Origin of the sequence: Pontibacillus yanchengensis (assembly GCF_009856295.1) — a bacterium.
Classification (GTDB): Bacteria; Bacillota; Bacilli; order Bacillales; family BH030062; genus Pontibacillus; species Pontibacillus yanchengensis_A.
The window spans coordinates 177759-193651 of sequence record NZ_WMEU01000001.1; the positions used below are offsets into that span (position 1 = coordinate 177759).

Annotated in this window: 15 protein-coding genes and 2 pseudogenes; 4 read left to right on the forward strand and 13 right to left on the reverse strand. The window is 37.0% G+C overall.

The window, feature by feature from the left end:
• Positions 1 to 491: 491 nt before the first annotated feature.
• The 8 genes and pseudogenes from GLW08_RS22325 to GLW08_RS00855 form a co-directional block, all read right to left on the reverse strand.
• Positions 492 to 761, reverse strand: a pseudogene (locus GLW08_RS22325) (DUF5694 domain-containing protein); the annotation flags it as partial.
• Between the two features lie 84 nt (positions 762 to 845).
• Positions 846 to 989, reverse strand: coding sequence for a hypothetical protein (locus tag GLW08_RS00825; protein ID WP_160846700.1), 144 nt, complete (start codon positions 987 to 989; stop codon positions 846 to 848).
• Positions 990 to 1562: 573 nt separating this feature from the next.
• A complete protein-coding gene (gene parC, locus GLW08_RS00830; RefSeq protein WP_160846701.1) occupies positions 1563 to 4031 on the reverse strand; it encodes a DNA topoisomerase IV subunit A in 2469 nt (822 codons plus the stop codon).
• Positions 4032 to 4045: 14 nt separating this feature from the next.
• On the reverse strand, positions 4046 to 5998 hold the full coding sequence (gene parE / locus GLW08_RS00835) for a DNA topoisomerase IV subunit B (protein ID WP_160846702.1): 1953 nt from the start codon (positions 5996 to 5998) through the stop codon (positions 4046 to 4048).
• 321 nt (positions 5999 to 6319) lie between these two features.
• Positions 6320 to 6739: a CoA-binding protein gene (locus GLW08_RS00840; RefSeq protein WP_160846703.1), complete on the reverse strand. Its 420-nt coding sequence runs from the start codon at positions 6737 to 6739 to the stop codon at positions 6320 to 6322.
• Between the two features lie 13 nt (positions 6740 to 6752).
• On the reverse strand, positions 6753 to 8273 hold the full coding sequence (locus GLW08_RS00845; RefSeq protein ID WP_160846704.1) for an ABC transporter permease/substrate-binding protein: 1521 nt from the start codon (positions 8271 to 8273) through the stop codon (positions 6753 to 6755).
• The gene (locus GLW08_RS00850) at positions 8270 to 9325 is read right to left on the reverse strand and encodes an ABC transporter ATP-binding protein (protein WP_160846705.1); all 1056 of its coding nucleotides are present in this window, start codon (positions 9323 to 9325) and stop codon (positions 8270 to 8272) included. Before GLW08_RS00850 ends, GLW08_RS00845 begins: the two co-directional genes overlap by 4 nt.
• Positions 9326 to 9437: 112 nt before the next feature.
• Positions 9438 to 11180 carry a glycosyl hydrolase family 18 protein gene (locus GLW08_RS00855; protein WP_160846706.1) on the reverse strand — a complete coding sequence of 581 codons (1743 nt, stop codon included), beginning with the start codon at positions 11178 to 11180 and terminating at the stop codon, positions 9438 to 9440.
• Between the two features lie 127 nt (positions 11181 to 11307).
• Between GLW08_RS00855 and plsY the strand changes: the two genes are divergently transcribed.
• Complete coding sequence (gene plsY / locus GLW08_RS00860; protein ID WP_160846707.1) at positions 11308 to 11889, forward strand: glycerol-3-phosphate 1-O-acyltransferase PlsY; 582 nt, start codon at positions 11308 to 11310, stop codon at positions 11887 to 11889.
• A 142-nt stretch (positions 11890 to 12031) separates the two neighbouring features.
• Here the strand turns inward: plsY and GLW08_RS00865 are convergent, their stop codons facing one another.
• Positions 12032 to 12220: a hypothetical protein gene (locus GLW08_RS00865; protein WP_160846708.1), complete on the reverse strand. Its 189-nt coding sequence runs from the start codon at positions 12218 to 12220 to the stop codon at positions 12032 to 12034.
• A 267-nt stretch (positions 12221 to 12487) separates the two neighbouring features.
• On the opposite strand from GLW08_RS00865, the gene folE2 reads away from it, so the two are divergent.
• Together folE2 and yidD are read left to right on the forward strand one after the other, a co-directional pair.
• A complete protein-coding gene (folE2, locus tag GLW08_RS00870) occupies positions 12488 to 13414 on the forward strand; it encodes a GTP cyclohydrolase FolE2 (RefSeq protein ID WP_160846709.1) in 927 nt (308 codons plus the stop codon).
• An 11-nt stretch (positions 13415 to 13425) separates the two neighbouring features.
• Positions 13426 to 13677, forward strand: a complete 252-nt coding sequence (gene yidD, locus GLW08_RS00875; RefSeq protein WP_160846710.1) for a membrane protein insertion efficiency factor YidD — start codon at positions 13426 to 13428, stop codon at positions 13675 to 13677.
• A gap of 317 nt (positions 13678 to 13994) precedes the next feature.
• On the opposite strand, the gene GLW08_RS00880 is transcribed toward yidD, so the two are convergent.
• From GLW08_RS00880 to GLW08_RS00895, 4 genes and pseudogenes are all read right to left on the reverse strand, one after another.
• Entirely contained in the window at positions 13995 to 14225 is a 231-nt protein-coding gene (locus GLW08_RS00880) for a hypothetical protein (RefSeq protein WP_160846711.1), read from the reverse strand.
• A gap of 156 nt (positions 14226 to 14381) precedes the next feature.
• Positions 14382 to 14687, reverse strand: a complete 306-nt coding sequence (locus GLW08_RS00885; RefSeq protein WP_160846712.1) for a hypothetical protein — start codon at positions 14685 to 14687, stop codon at positions 14382 to 14384.
• Between the two features lie 36 nt (positions 14688 to 14723).
• Positions 14724 to 14852, reverse strand: a pseudogene (locus GLW08_RS21755) (ATP-binding cassette domain-containing protein); the annotation flags it as partial.
• A 156-nt stretch (positions 14853 to 15008) separates the two neighbouring features.
• The gene (locus tag GLW08_RS00895) at positions 15009 to 15215 is read right to left on the reverse strand and encodes an ATP-binding cassette domain-containing protein (protein ID WP_160846713.1); all 207 of its coding nucleotides are present in this window, start codon (positions 15213 to 15215) and stop codon (positions 15009 to 15011) included.
• A 109-nt stretch (positions 15216 to 15324) separates the two neighbouring features.
• Here GLW08_RS00895 and GLW08_RS00900 point away from each other — a divergent pair, with 109 nt between their 5' ends.
• Positions 15325 to 15624, forward strand: coding sequence for a HesB/YadR/YfhF family protein (locus GLW08_RS00900; RefSeq protein ID WP_160846714.1), 300 nt, complete (start codon positions 15325 to 15327; stop codon positions 15622 to 15624).
• Positions 15625 to 15893 lie beyond the last annotated feature (269 nt).

Consider the following 15893-nt stretch of genomic DNA (forward strand, 5'->3'; position numbering starts at 1 on the left):
GTATTAAACGTTAAAGCACATACTTTACATGGGAAAGACTGTAAATAATCTATTTACAGTCTTTTTTGTTTCTTAGGTTTCGTTACATATTGCTGTTGATATTTTCAAACAGGCATAATCTTGAAGACTTAAATCGAGATATATTTGATATTAGTACACTCCTCTTAAACCAAATAAAAAGAGAACTCAAGTTTTTGAGATAATGGGGTGATAGGCAATCTTGGTATTGGACAAGTATATGAGTGGGCAAAAGAAAACCAACCTAAAATGTATTATAATGATATAAATTAATAAATGAAGATGCGCAGAACCGACTAGCATTAACGCTCGATCTTACTGCGCATCTGTTATATTCGCAAGGTTTGCGTATATCGTAAGGTTTCGTTGGTACCACCATCTAACCTAGTCTATACCAACATAATTTGTTTCTTTTCTCAATTTCTAATGGAAAGGGGAGAGTTTGAGGTTATATCAGCAAACAAATACTTAACTTAAAAACATAATTCATACCTATCTTTAAGAAATGACTGTGTTAAAAAAATACTGTTGATATTAATAGGAAAAGAAAAGCTATTCCCTATCCTTGCGACCGCCATATACTGTTCATGGTCTCTCTTTGCTCGTTCTTCCTCATTCAATTCACTTAAGTATCTATATATACTATCCATCCAATCAACAGCATAGATTCTTTCATGATCCAATTCCTCAGCAAGCCTAAACCCGATTTGATGAATTTCGTTTATTCCTAAATCGATTTGGTTATTTAGATAGTTTTAATAATGATGATTCACCCTATCATTCTCTTGCTTTACTACTTCAAATGCTATCTTAGTTGGCCTAAACTCCTAAATCCTCTCAATCACTTTACGTATGTCCTCTTGTCTTCTTGGTTCTAGTAAATCACTCGCATCAACTCTATATAAATCAGGTGTATGTATCATGTGAAATGTACCTAAAATCATAACCTCAGGTTTCCTTAGGTGCTTCATTATCCCCCCCTATTCCTTGTTGGATGTACATAGATACTATCTGAGTTAGTATAAATAAAACAGCTATCTTTTCTGTTCTTTAAATAATTGCGATATAAAATAAGAGATGCTAGCAATCAGTAACATGATTAACAAATGAATATTTCTTTCTCCAAAACTTATTTTTTGATGTGAAATAGTAGAAGAATTAGAAACGTCTGAAGTATAAGTTATAGTCAAAAACAAGCCTGAAGTGATCTCATAAATATAATAAAGTAAAATAAAGCTTCCTATAAAAAAGAAATATCTCTTCATAACTCCTTCTCCTTTCCACCTTATTTCTACGAAAATGTCCTCAATCAGTTTCAAAAGAATATAATTTTCACCAGAGGTTATTTTAAGTTGTAATCTCTTTCCTTGTCCTTAGGAACTATTTATTCTTGTTTTTGGTTTTTTCTTTTTATGTCTTTTTATGTTCGGAGTTGCTACTAAGTATTTTTAAAATACTACTACAAGTCCTGCATCCATCTTCTTATCATCAAAAAAAGCCGCCTGTTCTCTACTACCTTACAGACGGCTTTGTTGACCTACTATTTAATTGGATGAACCAGTTTCAGTATCTTGAACGTCAAATACTTTTTGATAGGTTGCTTCTCTCCATACATCTATTACCTCACCAGTTCGGTCTACATCCACAACAAAGGATCCATTGCTGTATCGGTCACTTGTTTTCAATTCATACGGAATGATTTCTTTGATCTCTCCCCTACTTGTTTTCAATTGGAGAGCTTCTCGATCGTCCACTAATTCAAGGGCCACAATACGGTGTGGATTACGTTTTAATTCACGTAACATAACGACTCCACGCTTTGCCCTTGTCGTTTGTTCAAATTCCTTTAATCTCATACGTTTTACAGCACCACGTTGGGTGATTAATACAACGGAAGGGTTAGTCAAATCACTGAACACTTTACCGTTTACGATATACTCATCTTCTTTTAGCTGCATTGCTTTCACACCGGCAGCTCGTTGTCCTATTGGCTTCACTTCAGTTTCATGATACCAAAGACCATATCCATTGTTGGAGGCTAAAAATACTTCATAGTGTCCATCTGTCACATGAACATCTACAACTTCATCATCATCTTTGAGATTGATGGCAACTAACGGTTTAGAATATCTCTGAGCTTGATATAGCGACAATTCACTTCGTTTAATCATTCCATTTCGAGTTACAAATAATAAGAACTTTTCTTCTTTAAAATTCCTTATCGGAACGGCTTTGATAATTCGTTCATCTTTCTCGATTGATATAATATTTGCTAAATGTTGTCCCAAGTCTTTCCACCTAATATCAGGTAGTTGATGTACAGGTATAAACAAATAATTTCCTTTGTTTGTAAATAACAGTAATGTATCTGTCGTATTAATCTCAAAGAGTCCTAATAAGTGATCGCCATCTTTCATTGCAAAATCGCCACCATTTGAAGCTCCATAAGACCTAAGGCTTGTCCGCTTAATATAACCTTCATTCGTTATAGATACTAGAACATCTTCGCTTGCAACCATGACTTCCAGGTTGATTTGAAGATCCTCTACCTCTTCTTCAATAGCAGTCACTCGCTCAGTGGCGTATTTTTTCTTCATGCTCTTCAAATCATTTTTAATGACACGAAGCAGTTTTTTCTCGTCACTTAAAATAGTTTCAAGCTCAGCGATTCGCTTCTTAAGTTCTTCTGCTTCTTCCTCAAGGGAGGTAATATCTGTGTTCGTTAAGCGGTATAATTGTAGATTCACAATTGCTTCTGATTGTGCTTCAGTAAATTCATATTGTTTAATTAACTGCTGCTTTGCATCTTGTTTATCTTGTGATGCACGAATGGTTGCAATGACTTCATCCAAGATGGAGATTGCTTTCATTAGACCCTCAAGAATATGAGAGCGGTCTTTAGCTTTTTGCAAATCATATTGTGATTGTCTAGTAACAACTTCTTTCTGGTGAGCAATATAAGAATCTAAAACAGATTGTAGATTTAATAGCTTTGGTGTTTTATTATGAATAGCTACCATATTAAAGTGATAGCTTATTTGTAAATCTGTATTTTTATAAAGGTAATTGAGAATCCCTTTGCTATCCGCATCTTTCTTAAGTTCCACAACTACACGTAGCCCTGTGCGATCTGTTTCATCTCTGACTTCCGCAATTCCTTCGACCTTTTTATCAAGGCGAAGTTCGTCCATCTTTTTAACGAGTGTTGCTTTATTCACGTCATAGGGTATTTCATCAATAACAATTTGTTCTCTATTTCCACGAAGTGCTTCAATTACCGCACGACCTCTTACAACGACTTTTCCTTTTCCAGTCTCGTAGGCTTGTTTAATTCCATCTACACCTTGAATAATTCCTCCAGTTGGAAAATCAGGGCCTTTCATAACAGACATAATTTCATCGATGGTTACCTCTGGACGATCAATTTTCATCATCACAGCATCAATAACCTCATTTAAATTATGAGGTGGGATATCTGTTGCATACCCCGCAGAAATACCAGTAGAGCCATTTACAAGTAAATTTGGAAATTTGGCAGGTAGTACAACTGGTTCTTCAATGGTGTCATCGAAGTTTGGGATGAAATCAACTGTATCTTTATCGATATCGCGGAGTAATTCCGAAGCAATACTCGATAATCGTGCTTCTGTATAACGCATCGCTGCCGGTGGGTCACCATCGACACTACCATTGTTTCCATGCATTTCTACTAACGCATTGCGAACTTTCCAATCTTGACTTAAACGAACCATTGCATCATAAACGGATGTATCACCGTGTGGATGATAGTTACCAATAACCGTACCTACGGTTTTAGCAGCCTTACGATATGGCTTATCGTGTGTATTACGTTCATGCTGCATGGCATATAAGATTCTACGTTGAACTGGTTTCAAACCGTCTCTAGCATCTGGTAGAGCTCGGTCCTGAATAATGTATTTACTATAACGCCCAAAACGGTCGCCTAAGACTTCTTCTAATGGCAAATCCATATATTTTTCTGTTTCAGCCAAAAGTTGATCCCCCTCTAGGACTGCAGTTTATCATTTTCTAGAATATTTGTTTGTTCTTCTAACCCGAATGCTACGTGTGATTCTATCCATTTGCGTCGTGGCTCTACTTTATCTCCCATAAGCGTAGTTACACGGCGTTCGGCTTGTGCTAGATCATCTATGGTTACACGGATAAGCGTACGAGTTTCAGGTGACATCGTTGTCTCCCATAATTGATCCGCATTCATTTCTCCTAAACCTTTATAACGCTGGATGCTATATCCATTTTTAAATTCTTTTAGAATCTCTTTCATCTCGTCTTCTTCCCATGCATAACGGGTCTTTTCTTTCTTACCTTTCCCTTTGGACACTTTATATAGCGGTGGTAATGCAATATATACTTTTCCAGCACGAATTAAATCTTGCATATAACGATAGAAAAACGTTAACAGCAATACTTGAATGTGAGCACCATCCGTATCAGCATCTGTCATAATAATAATTTTGTCGTACTGACAATCATCTATATTAAAATCAGCACCGACTCCTGCTCCAATAGTGTGAATGATTGTACCGATTTCCTCATTCTTTAGTATATCTTGGAGTTTTGCTTTCTCTGTATTGATAACCTTACCTCGAAGTGGAAGAATGGCTTGAAAGCGACGATCTCGTCCTTGCTTAGCAGACCCACCTGCTGAATCACCCTCCACGAGATACAATTCATTTTTCTGAGCATTTTTAGACTGTGCTGGTGTTAACTTTCCACTCAACATCGTTTCTTTTCGTTTTTTCTTCTTACCTGACCTTGCATCTTCCCGCGCTTTTCGAGCTGCTTCACGTGCTTCTTTCGCTTTGATTGATTTCTTAATAAGCATAGAAGCTACGTCAGGGTTTTCTTCTAAGAAGTATGATAATTTTTCCGATACTATGGAATCTACAATGGAACGAGCTTCAGGAGTTCCTAGTTTACTTTTCGTTTGGCCTTCAAATTGAAGCTTTTCCTCTGGTACCCGAACAGAAATGACAGCTGTAAAACCTTCTCGAATATCTGAACCCTCTAGATTCTTATCTTTTTCCTTTAGTAACCCTGTTTTACGAGCATGGTCATTAAAACTTCTTGTTATCGCTGATCTCGCTCCAGATTCATGGGTTCCTCCATCTTTTGTACGAACATTATTCACGAAGGAAAGCATGCTCTCCGCATAGCCATCATTGAATTGGAAGGCAAAATCAACATTGATTTCTTCATGTTCTCCTTCAAAGGCTACTACAGGATGCAAAGTATCTTTTTCTTCATTTAGATAAGAAACAAAGGATTCAAGTCCATCAGGATATTGATAGCTCTCTTTCATATCGTGTCGTTTATCCTCCAGGACAATCTCTAACCCTTTTAATAAAAATGCCGCTTCACGTAAGCGCTCAGATAACGTATCAAAATGGAAAGTGGTTGTCGATAACACGCTCGAATCTGGTTTGAATTGAATGAGTGTACCTGATTTTCTTGTAGCTCCTTTTTGTTCTAAGGAGGTAACAGGTTTGCCACCGCTTTCAAAGCGTTGGTAATACATTTGACCATCTCTAAAGATAGTGACCTCAAGCCATTCGGATAACGCGTTTACGACTGATGCACCAACTCCATGTAAACCTCCGCTAGTTTTGTATCCACCTTGACCAAACTTACCTCCTGCGTGTAGCACGGTAAGTATGACTTCAGGGGTGGGCTTCCCTAGGCGGTGCATCCCTGTAGGCATACCACGTCCTTCATCGCGTACAGATACGCTTTGGTCTTTATGTATGGTGACCGTTATTCGATTACCAAATCCAGCAAGAGCTTCATCAACTGCATTATCGACAATCTCATGCACTAGATGATGGAGTCCTCTGTGATCTGTACTTCCAATATACATGCCAGGTCGTTTTCGAACAGCTTCAAGTCCTTCTAGCACCTGTATTGAATCATCATTGTATTGTGTGTTGTCATTTACCAATCTATTGTACTCCTTTCGTTGCTCTTACTATATAATAGAACGGATGTTCGATTTTGTAAATAAGAGCTTAACGACATTGAACCATGTAAGTAATTCATCTATTCTTTCTTATTTTAGCTTGTTTCAGAAACGAATCAAACAGTCTTTTTCTAAAACACCAAAATTTTGCACTTTTATTCAAAACATTTTCTTCCCTTAAACTGCCTTAAAGAATTGAGATTTAAGGGGTTTGTTTACTTGTAAAACAGGTGTCCATTCTACATGTCTTTTTATCATCTATCATGCAAAAAGAAAATCCCTGTAAAACAGGGATTTTCTACATTACTTACCTATTGTAACAGAATGTGCTACTTTAATGCATGTGTCCATTAAGACTGTGACATCATACTCCTGTAAATAATCTGCTGCCTCTTCGGACACAACTCCCTGCTGTGCCCAAAACACCTTCGCATCTGTTTGCACCGCTTCACGTGCTATGTCAGGAAGATATTCGGAACGACGGAATACATTAATGATATCAATGGGTTCATTGATATCTTTTAGTGAGTCCACTGCTTTTACACCTAACGATTCCTCAATCGTTGGGTTAACAGGAATGATGTTGTAGCCTGAATTTTGCATTTCCTTAGAAATTTGATAGGAAGTTCTAGATGGATTATCTGATAGTCCTACTACAGCAATCGTTTTGGACGTTTCTAATATGTCTTTTATCCGGTCATTCGAAGGATTTTTAAATGCCATTCTAAACACTCCTTTACTCTAAATAGCCATTATCGCGTAAATATTTTCTTGCCACAGCAATTGGCTCCTGACCTTCGGAGTCTACTTTATAATTCATTTCTTGCATTTGGCGTTTCGTAATTTGCCCACCTAGTTGATTTAGTATCCCCTTTAACTCTGGATATTGATCAACAGTTTGCTGAAGCATCAATGGAGCACCCTGGTATGGAGGAAATAAATTCTTAGGATCTTCCAACACTTTTAAGTTATATTCAATCATATAACCCTCTGTGGCGTATGCATCTATAATATCAACTTCACCACTCTTAATAGCTTGCTGTCGCACACCCGCTTCCATCGTCTCGATATTTAGGTCAAGATTATATACTTCCTTCATTCCTTGATAGCCATCTTGTCTATCCTTAAACTCAAGCGTAAAGCCTGCGACAAGTTCATCTTGTACGGACTTTAAATCACCTATTGTTTCTAAGCCATATTGGTCTGCTATTTTTTGTGTGGTAGCAACTGCATACGTATTGTTAAATTCCATTGGTTGAAGAAAAGCCATGTTGTATTCTTCCATCATTCCTTTTTTTGCCTGTTGATAAACTTCTTGGGGGTCATTGCTTTTTGCTTGTTCACCTAAAAACGTATTAATGGCTGTTCCTGTGAACTCAGGGTAAATGTCAATATCACCTGTCTTTAATGCTTCAAAGACGAAATCTGTTTTACCAAGATTAGGTTCTGTCTTCACATATAAATCGGTCTCATCTTCAATTAAGAGCTTGTACATGTTCATTAAAATAGCCGGTTCTGCACCGATCTTACCTCCTACCACTAGATCGGGTTGACGTTCACGGTTAAAGACAAATGGAGTAGTCACAATTAACAATGACACGATTAAGATGGTTGCCAATGAACGGAAACCGGATTTAGCAGAGGTACTTTCTACTAGCCGTAAAATGACATCTAAAATAATCGCAAGAAGTGCTGCAGGAATTGCCCCTAAGAGAATAAGGTTCAAATTACCTCCTTTATCAATACCAAGAAGGATTAACTCACCTAAGCCACCTGCTCCAATTAAAGCTGCAATGGTTGTTGTTCCTACAATTAAAACCATTGAAGTACGAATTCCAGCCATAATGACAGGCATTGCCAAGGGAAGTTCAACTCTTGAAAGCCTTCTGAAGGAACTCATGCCCATTCCTGTTGCCGCTTCTTTCAGGGCAGGATTGACTTCCTTTACTCCGGTATATGTATTACGAAGAATAGGAAGTAACGCGTAAACAATTAATGCTACAACAGCAGGTTTTGTCCCTATCCCCAAAAATGGAATTAAAAATGCTAGTATAGCTAAGCTGGGAATCGTTTGTAGTACAGCCGTAAAACCTATAATTGGCTCTGCTACTTTACGTGTTCTTGTTAACAATAAACCAAGTGGAACAGCGATTAGTATAGCTATTAACAAAGCAATAATTGATAATTGTAAATGTTCCCAAATAGCCTGTAATAACGTACCTTGTCTTTCTTGTAAGACAGAAATGAATTCATTCATTGTTGGATCACCCCATTATCTATTTTCGTTTGTTCTTGGAGGTAGATCACAATGTCACGATAAGAAAGCGTCCCTACTAATTTATCACCTTTAACTACAGGTAATAGAGTTACATTATGTTTCTCAAACACATCCGTCGCATTACGTAAGTGCATTTCATTTGAAAGTGGAGGCAACGTTATAGATTCACCGTCTTGTATAGCACCTTTATAATGGTGTTCACTGTCTTCAATGATATAGAGTCCCTTTTGAGGTGGGAGGTCATTTTCTTGGATTATGTGTGTCTTACTTTGATCCACCATCACATCAACTGCAGTTTGCCATGGGGATTTCCGCTCTCCAACAAAGCTTTTAACAAAATCATTACATGGATTTAGTATTAAGTCTTGCGGAGTGGAAAGCTGGACGATTTCTCCCTCTTTCATGAGACAAACACGATCACCAAGGGAAAGAGCTTCGTCAATATCATGTGTAACAAACACAATGGTCTTTTGTATTTCTTTTTGGAGTTGCTGAATATCCTGTTGAAGCTGTTCGCGGCTTATCGGATCCAATGCGCTAAACGGCTCATCCATTAATATAATATCTGGGTCTGCCGCTAACGCTCTAACTACTCCAACACGTTGTTGCTGTCCTCCTGATAATTCACTCGGAACTCGTTTCTTGTAGGTTTCAGGATCAAGCCCCACCATATTCATTAATTCATCAATGCGTTGGTTTATTTTTTGTTTCTTCCATTTTTTCATTTCAGGTACTACCGCAATATTTTCTTCAATTGTCATATGAGGAAACAGTGCGATTTGCTGAAGTACATACCCAATATTCCAACGAAGTTCAGAAATTTTATATTCCCTAATATCCTTATCATGTATTTTAATCGTACCTGAGGTAGGTTCTATGAGTCGATTGATCATTTTCATGGATGTTGTTTTGCCACATCCGCTTGGGCCAATTAATGCAAGTAGTTCTCCCTTTTCCACGTGGAAGCTCATATCTTTAACAGCTTCGGTTCCATCGGGATACACTTTACTTACATTCGTAAATTCAATCATTTTTTTCCTCCTTGCTTCCATTACAATACCTAGTAAATTGGTCGATTTTGTATTCTATATTATGATAAACGAAATAGGGCAGAATTGCATGTATCCTGCCCATATTGATATGTTACTCATTCTTTTTAATTTCTTTACGATGAGATAGAGATTCCTCAAGTGTTTCCCATGATTGCTCATTGGCGAAATATTTTGTCCATGATGCTATTCCCGCAAGCTCATATCTGTGAACTAATTGTGCTCGTTTTTCGATAGACGTTTCATTTTCTAACCACATTTTATACGTTATTTCTTGTTCAGGTGGAGAATACTCTACATAATCTTGTTCAGTTTCCTCATCATAAGTAGGTTTCACATTATACTCTTCCATCCATTCTTCGGCTTGTTCCATCGTTAATGCTTTTGAGGTAACTTCTGTTTCACTATTATCTAAAGTTTCCATCTTCCACAAACGAGTGTACATTGGAATACCTAATATCAATTGATCATGTGGAACTTGTTCTAGTAATCGATTCATGTTATTTCTTACCCAAGGTAGACTACTAACACTACCTGGATCAGAGGATCCTGACCAGTGTTCATCGTAGGCCATAACCACTAAATAATCAGTAATCTCAGCCAACTTAGCTCGTTCGTAGAACTTAGACCACTGACCGCTAGTGGATAAGAATGTTATATCCATGGATACTACTAAGCCAGCTTGGTGAGCCCTTGGCACAAATTCCCTCATTAGTTGAGTTAATTTCTCCCCATCCTCTTCATAAACATTTTCAAAGTCAAAGTTAAACCCATCTAGATTATACACATCAGCATACTCTAGCAATTGATTTATAACATGTTGACGTGATTCAAAATTAGCTAATACCTCTTTTGTCAAATCAGGATCAAAAGCATTTGAAAACATCGCCCACACACGATAATCTTTATTATGTGCATTCTTAACATATGATTTAGAAGCTATGTTCTGAATATCCCCTTGCTTATTTTCCAACTCAAACCATGTTGGTGATATTACTTGAACTCCTGGTAGAGAAGGTTGAGAAGAAGGGTTAGCACTAGCTTGATAGATTCCATCCCAAGTCATATTCACTGGCCACTCTAGATTAGGTTGAAAAGGATTTTTCACCTTGTCTGTCTTCGTTGTGATTGTTTCTGTTCCTGCAAGTGTAATGGAGGGTTTTTTCACATAACCTCCCACGCCCTCTTTAGTTCTTATGGAATAGAATCCATTTTCTTCTCCTTCAATTACTACGCTGTTATCCAACGCAAGTTCTGCTACATAGGGAGACGTAACTGTAGGTTTCATTCGTACCCTGACAGCATCTTCATCATTTACCTCACCTTTTTGTAACACTTGTTGATTCTCATAGATTGTAATGGAGTTCGTGTTTTCAGCATAGTTAACTGTAATAGAGTACACTTCTTGTAACCATTCACTAGCTAAATATATTACTCCATTGTCCTTTTTAACGGCTGGAAAGCTTAATTCAGCTGGGTTGCTATTTACGTAAAAAGAGGATGAATTATTTGGCATTTGATAGACTTCCTGCTTCGTCGTTACGATAACAGATGAGGAATCCTCATCGTATTGAATAGATTTATCAATGTTTTCTTGTATAAACGAGAAAGGAATATAAGCCTGATCATCATACATTCCATGTAAGCTTAAAGCCTCCCCTTTATAAATGAGAGTATAATCTTGTTCAAAATATGGCACCTTCTCATCTGAAGGAAATGGGTAAATGACCCAGAATATAATAGAGGATAGGACAAACAGTATGGAAATTGATAATACAATCCATACTGTTTTACTAGATTTATTTGTTTGACGTTGATGATCATTCAGTCTAGGCAATATCTACTCTCCTTTAAAACGATAACGTAATGTAAATTGTCCGTATAGAAAACAAGAATGCTGTTCTTTCTATTACTTCTTTCTGATAAAATATAGTAAGCAAATTGCCCGAAAAAGGAGCTGTACTATGGATTATATACTATTTGGACTCATAGCTTATCTGATTGGTTCTATCCCTTTTGGACTCATAGTAGGTAAAATTGGTTATAAGACAGACATTCGAGAACATGGCAGCGGTAATTTAGGCGGGACGAATACCTTTCGTGTTCTCGGGGTTAAGGCTGGGTTAATCGTAACATTAGCTGACATATTAAAAGGAACATTGGCAGCACGTTTACCATGGATTTTCGATAGTGATATCAATTTGCTTATTATCGGAATAATTGCAGTGATTGGGCATATGTATCCTATATTCGCCCATTTCAGAGGTGGGAAAGCCGTCGCTACTTCAGGCGGAATCATTTTAGCTGTCTCTCCGCTATTATTCTTGATTATACTAGCAACGTTCTTTGTAACGCTATACGTAACAAAATATGTATCTCTTTCTTCTATCGTAACTGGTATTGTTACAGTTATCGCTGCCATTATTCTTCAAGAAATAGGGTTGATTATTGTTACAAGTATTTTAACATTATTTGTCATATATCGACACCGCACAAACATAAAACGAATACTTAATAAAACAGAACCCAAAATTACATGGATGTAAGGATGCTTTATTTACCCTCAAATAATCTAAAGCATGTAAAATCCCGCTTGTCTAGTGTGGACAAGCGGGATTCTTTTCCTATTACATGTTCTTTATCGCTTCATCATAAAAGACAGAATGGATTGTTATTTCAACACCTATTCTAGTAACCATAATCCCAATCAATTTCTCTTTCTACAAAATAGCAAGGAATCATATATTCCATTCGCTTCGTCACAAAAGAGCATTTCCAACTTCCTGTATGCTTTAGTAAGCTAAATGTCTCAAGCTCCATTCCCTCATACATAATAAATTCATTCACATCACTTTGGAATACCGCAGTTCCTATCATCTAATTCCACCTTCCTTGCTGTTATGGTGTTGTCACCATTCTATGCATAAAGTAGGACAATCCGAACCAAATATGTAAGATTTTTAAGATAGTGATGGGATTCTCATGATATAATAATAGCTTGAAGGAATGGAATAAGGGATTACGTTCAAACCTATACTATATGTTACGATAGCACATTCTATAAGTATTAAAATTGAATACATGCATTCTTTTCCTGTATACTTTGAATTAGTTTCGATGAGAAGTTTGAAAGGAGTCATCGCTATGAATAAGACCGACGTTAACGCTAAAAAACAACTACCTTCTAAAGAAGATCGTCATAAACTATTTGGCTCTGTTGATCCAGGTCCAAGAACGAAGCCTGTGGAGAAAAATGATATGGCCGACCTGCAAAACTCAAAAAAGGACTTCCTTTTTGATTTAGATGCAGTTGGCATAACAAATGTAAAGCATCCAATCCGCATTCATAGTACAAAAAAACCAGAAATACAAACAACAATAGGAACGTTTCGTTTTTCTTCTAGCATAGGTAAAGGAAGTAAAGGGACTAATATGAGCCGCTTCACAGAACAACTGGAGAAGTATCATAATGAAGGTTTTGCTATTGATATTTATACTCTTAAGAAATTCACAAAAGAGTTAGCAGAACGATTGAAACAACAGGACGCTTCCGTAGAAGTGACGTTCCCATGGTTTTTTGAAAGAAGAGGTCCATTTTCTGATTTAGCAGGAATGAATCATGCGGATGCAACCATTAGTGTGACCTATCATGAAGAGACAGGTTATGATATAGATGTTTCCTTAAAAGGAACAATTACAACCCTTTGCCCTTGTTCAAAAGAAATCAGTGAGTATTCTGCACACAACCAAAGAGGACAAGTCACTATGTCTGTTAAACTTACAGATGACTTTGATGAACAAGAGTTAGATTGGAAAGAAGCACTTCTAGAAGCTTCTGAATCAAACGCAAGCGCTCGAATTCATCCGGTTTTGAAGCGTCCAGATGAGAAAGCCGTTACAGAACAAGCTTATGAGAATCCTCGATTTGTAGAAGATATTGTTCGTCTAGTTGCAGCTGATTTATATGAGATGCCTTTTGTTCAGAGTTTCTATGTAGCTTGTCAGAATGAAGAGTCAATACACCTTCATGATGCTATTGCTGAAATAAATTATGATAAAACCACAGAATAAGAGATGATTCGATGAAAAAAGTGTTTTTATCTCTCATCCGATTTTACCAAAAGGGAATTTCCCCTCTGACACCTCCAAGTTGCCGCTTCTACCCTACTTGTTCACAATATGGTCTAGAAGCTATTCAACGATTTGGAGCAATAAAGGGCGGCTATTTAACGATAAAACGAATTCTAAAATGCCACCCACTCCACCCAGGAGGGGTTGACCTAGTACCTGAAAAAGAATCCAAAGACTCAGAAAAAGTTGATCATAAAGAATGATCAGCTTTTTTCTTATGTGTAATTTATGATATTGAGCTATTATTTTAATTTTGAACTAAGATGATATTCAGGAATGAGGCATAATCTTGAAGACTTGAAGTTGAGATAAATTTGGTGATCGCACAGAAAGAACGATGTACCCGTAGATTTAGTTAGAATAAAGGTGGCCGTGGAACAACTCGCGTCCTGCCGGCGAGCTGGCAAGCCTCCTGATCAAAACACCCCCTTTCTTTCTAAAAACAAGAAAAGCGATAATGATTAAGAAAACAATAACACAGCTAGAATAGAGTCTATGAATTGTAAAATGGGAACTCCCTTCACCCCACACCAATAAATCCTTGTAAAGAAGCACCATTGATTATGTTGTTACCAATTTGCTGGATGACTTCTGGTAAAGCAGCCGTTGAAATAAAACTACCACCTAGCATCGCCAAGAAAGGAATTAAAACGCTTTGAAAAATATTGGTCAAATCGATTTTTGGTTTATGGAGTGTGAACACACTAATACAAATAGCTAAAGAAGCCACTCCAGTCGAAGACACGAGCATAACAAGGAATAAAGCCCATATATTCCCTGTGATATGGAAAATAGCAGTTTAGAAAAAGTAAACAAAATGAGTAACTGAAAAAAAGAAAGACACAAAGCTGATAGAAATCGCCCTACCAAAACATCCCATATTGATGAAGTCGATACGCGAATCTTATTAGTATCTATCTAGTAACTGCATTAGAATTCTCACTTCTAAATTCTGAGCAATCGTAAATAATTCAGGTAACAAATGCGCTCCTTGCTTTATTCCAATATCGTACGTATTTTCTTTACAATCAACATAGTTAACACCTTCAAGTTGCTCTATTTGTTCCGTAATTTGTTTTAATTGGAATAGCACGACGTACGTTAGCTCTTCCTTTGTCCCAAGAGCAAAAATCTCCCCATTATCCATTATGGCAATCCGATTACACAAATACTCTACTTCTTCCATGTAATGACTTGTATATATGATTTTCATCCCATTCTTGCTTAGTTGTTTGATCATTTTTCTAGATTACGGATCAATCCCTACAGTTGGTTCGTCTAATATGAGTAACTCCGGATTATGAATCAACGCACAAGCAGTATTTAAGCGTCTTTTCATTCCACCAGAATACGTTTCAATTCTTTCATTGGCCCAATCTGTTAAACCTACTAGTTATAGAACTTCATGTATTCGTTCCACTCAATTTTTTCTTGGAACCTTATACATCTTGGCGAAAAAATGTAAATTCTCTTGTGCTGTAAAATCGGAATACAATGCAATTTTCTGAGATACATAGCCTAGTAAGTTTCTTATTCATTTGGGATATTCCACAACCGAAATCTCTTTAAATAAAATATCACCTTCATTAGGTGGCAATAATGTTGAAATAGTTATTGATTCCCCTGCCCCATTGGGACCTAACAATCCTAATACTTCTCCATCATCAATGGATAAATGAACATTTTTTACAGCTTGATGCTTATGTAATGTCTTTTGTAAATCTTTAATTTCTAGAAACAATGGTATTCCTCCTTATTGAATCATGAAAAGACGTTTAAATTTGAAGTAGCATTGGTATTGTATTACCATAAACATGAAGCGTAACCCAGAAAACTAGGAGATGAATAGTATGAAATTAACCGTACAAGAAGCAGCAGCAGCATGGTATAAAGAAGAATTAGAATTAACGAACAATACATCACTCCGATTCTTTGTAAGATACGGAGGGGTTTGTGGACTTCAGCCTGGCTTTTCTTTAGGCATACGACCAGACACCCCACAAGAACCGATTATGGAGACAACTGTTAAAGGTATTCATTTTTATGTAGAAGAAGAAGATTCTTGGTATTTTGATCACCATGATGTTCAGGTATATTACGATGATGATAAAAAAGAACCGAACTTCGAATATATTGACTCCACTCAATAATACTATTCAATAAAAAAAGCGCAATCGCCCGTGTAGCGATGTATGTGCTGGGGGCCTACAGGATATAGGTCAGTTCGATGTTGCTGCACGATGCAGCGATTTTAATCGAACCTACATTACTCCAGAATTTCCTCTAAAAGTCTTAGGAGATAAAGGAAACATGAAACAATGAGTGATTCGATGTTGACCTTATCGTACGGAGGCGAGGAAAGCACACTGGTCGCTGGGTGCTGGAACACTTTTATAGTATTCTATACAAAAATAATAAA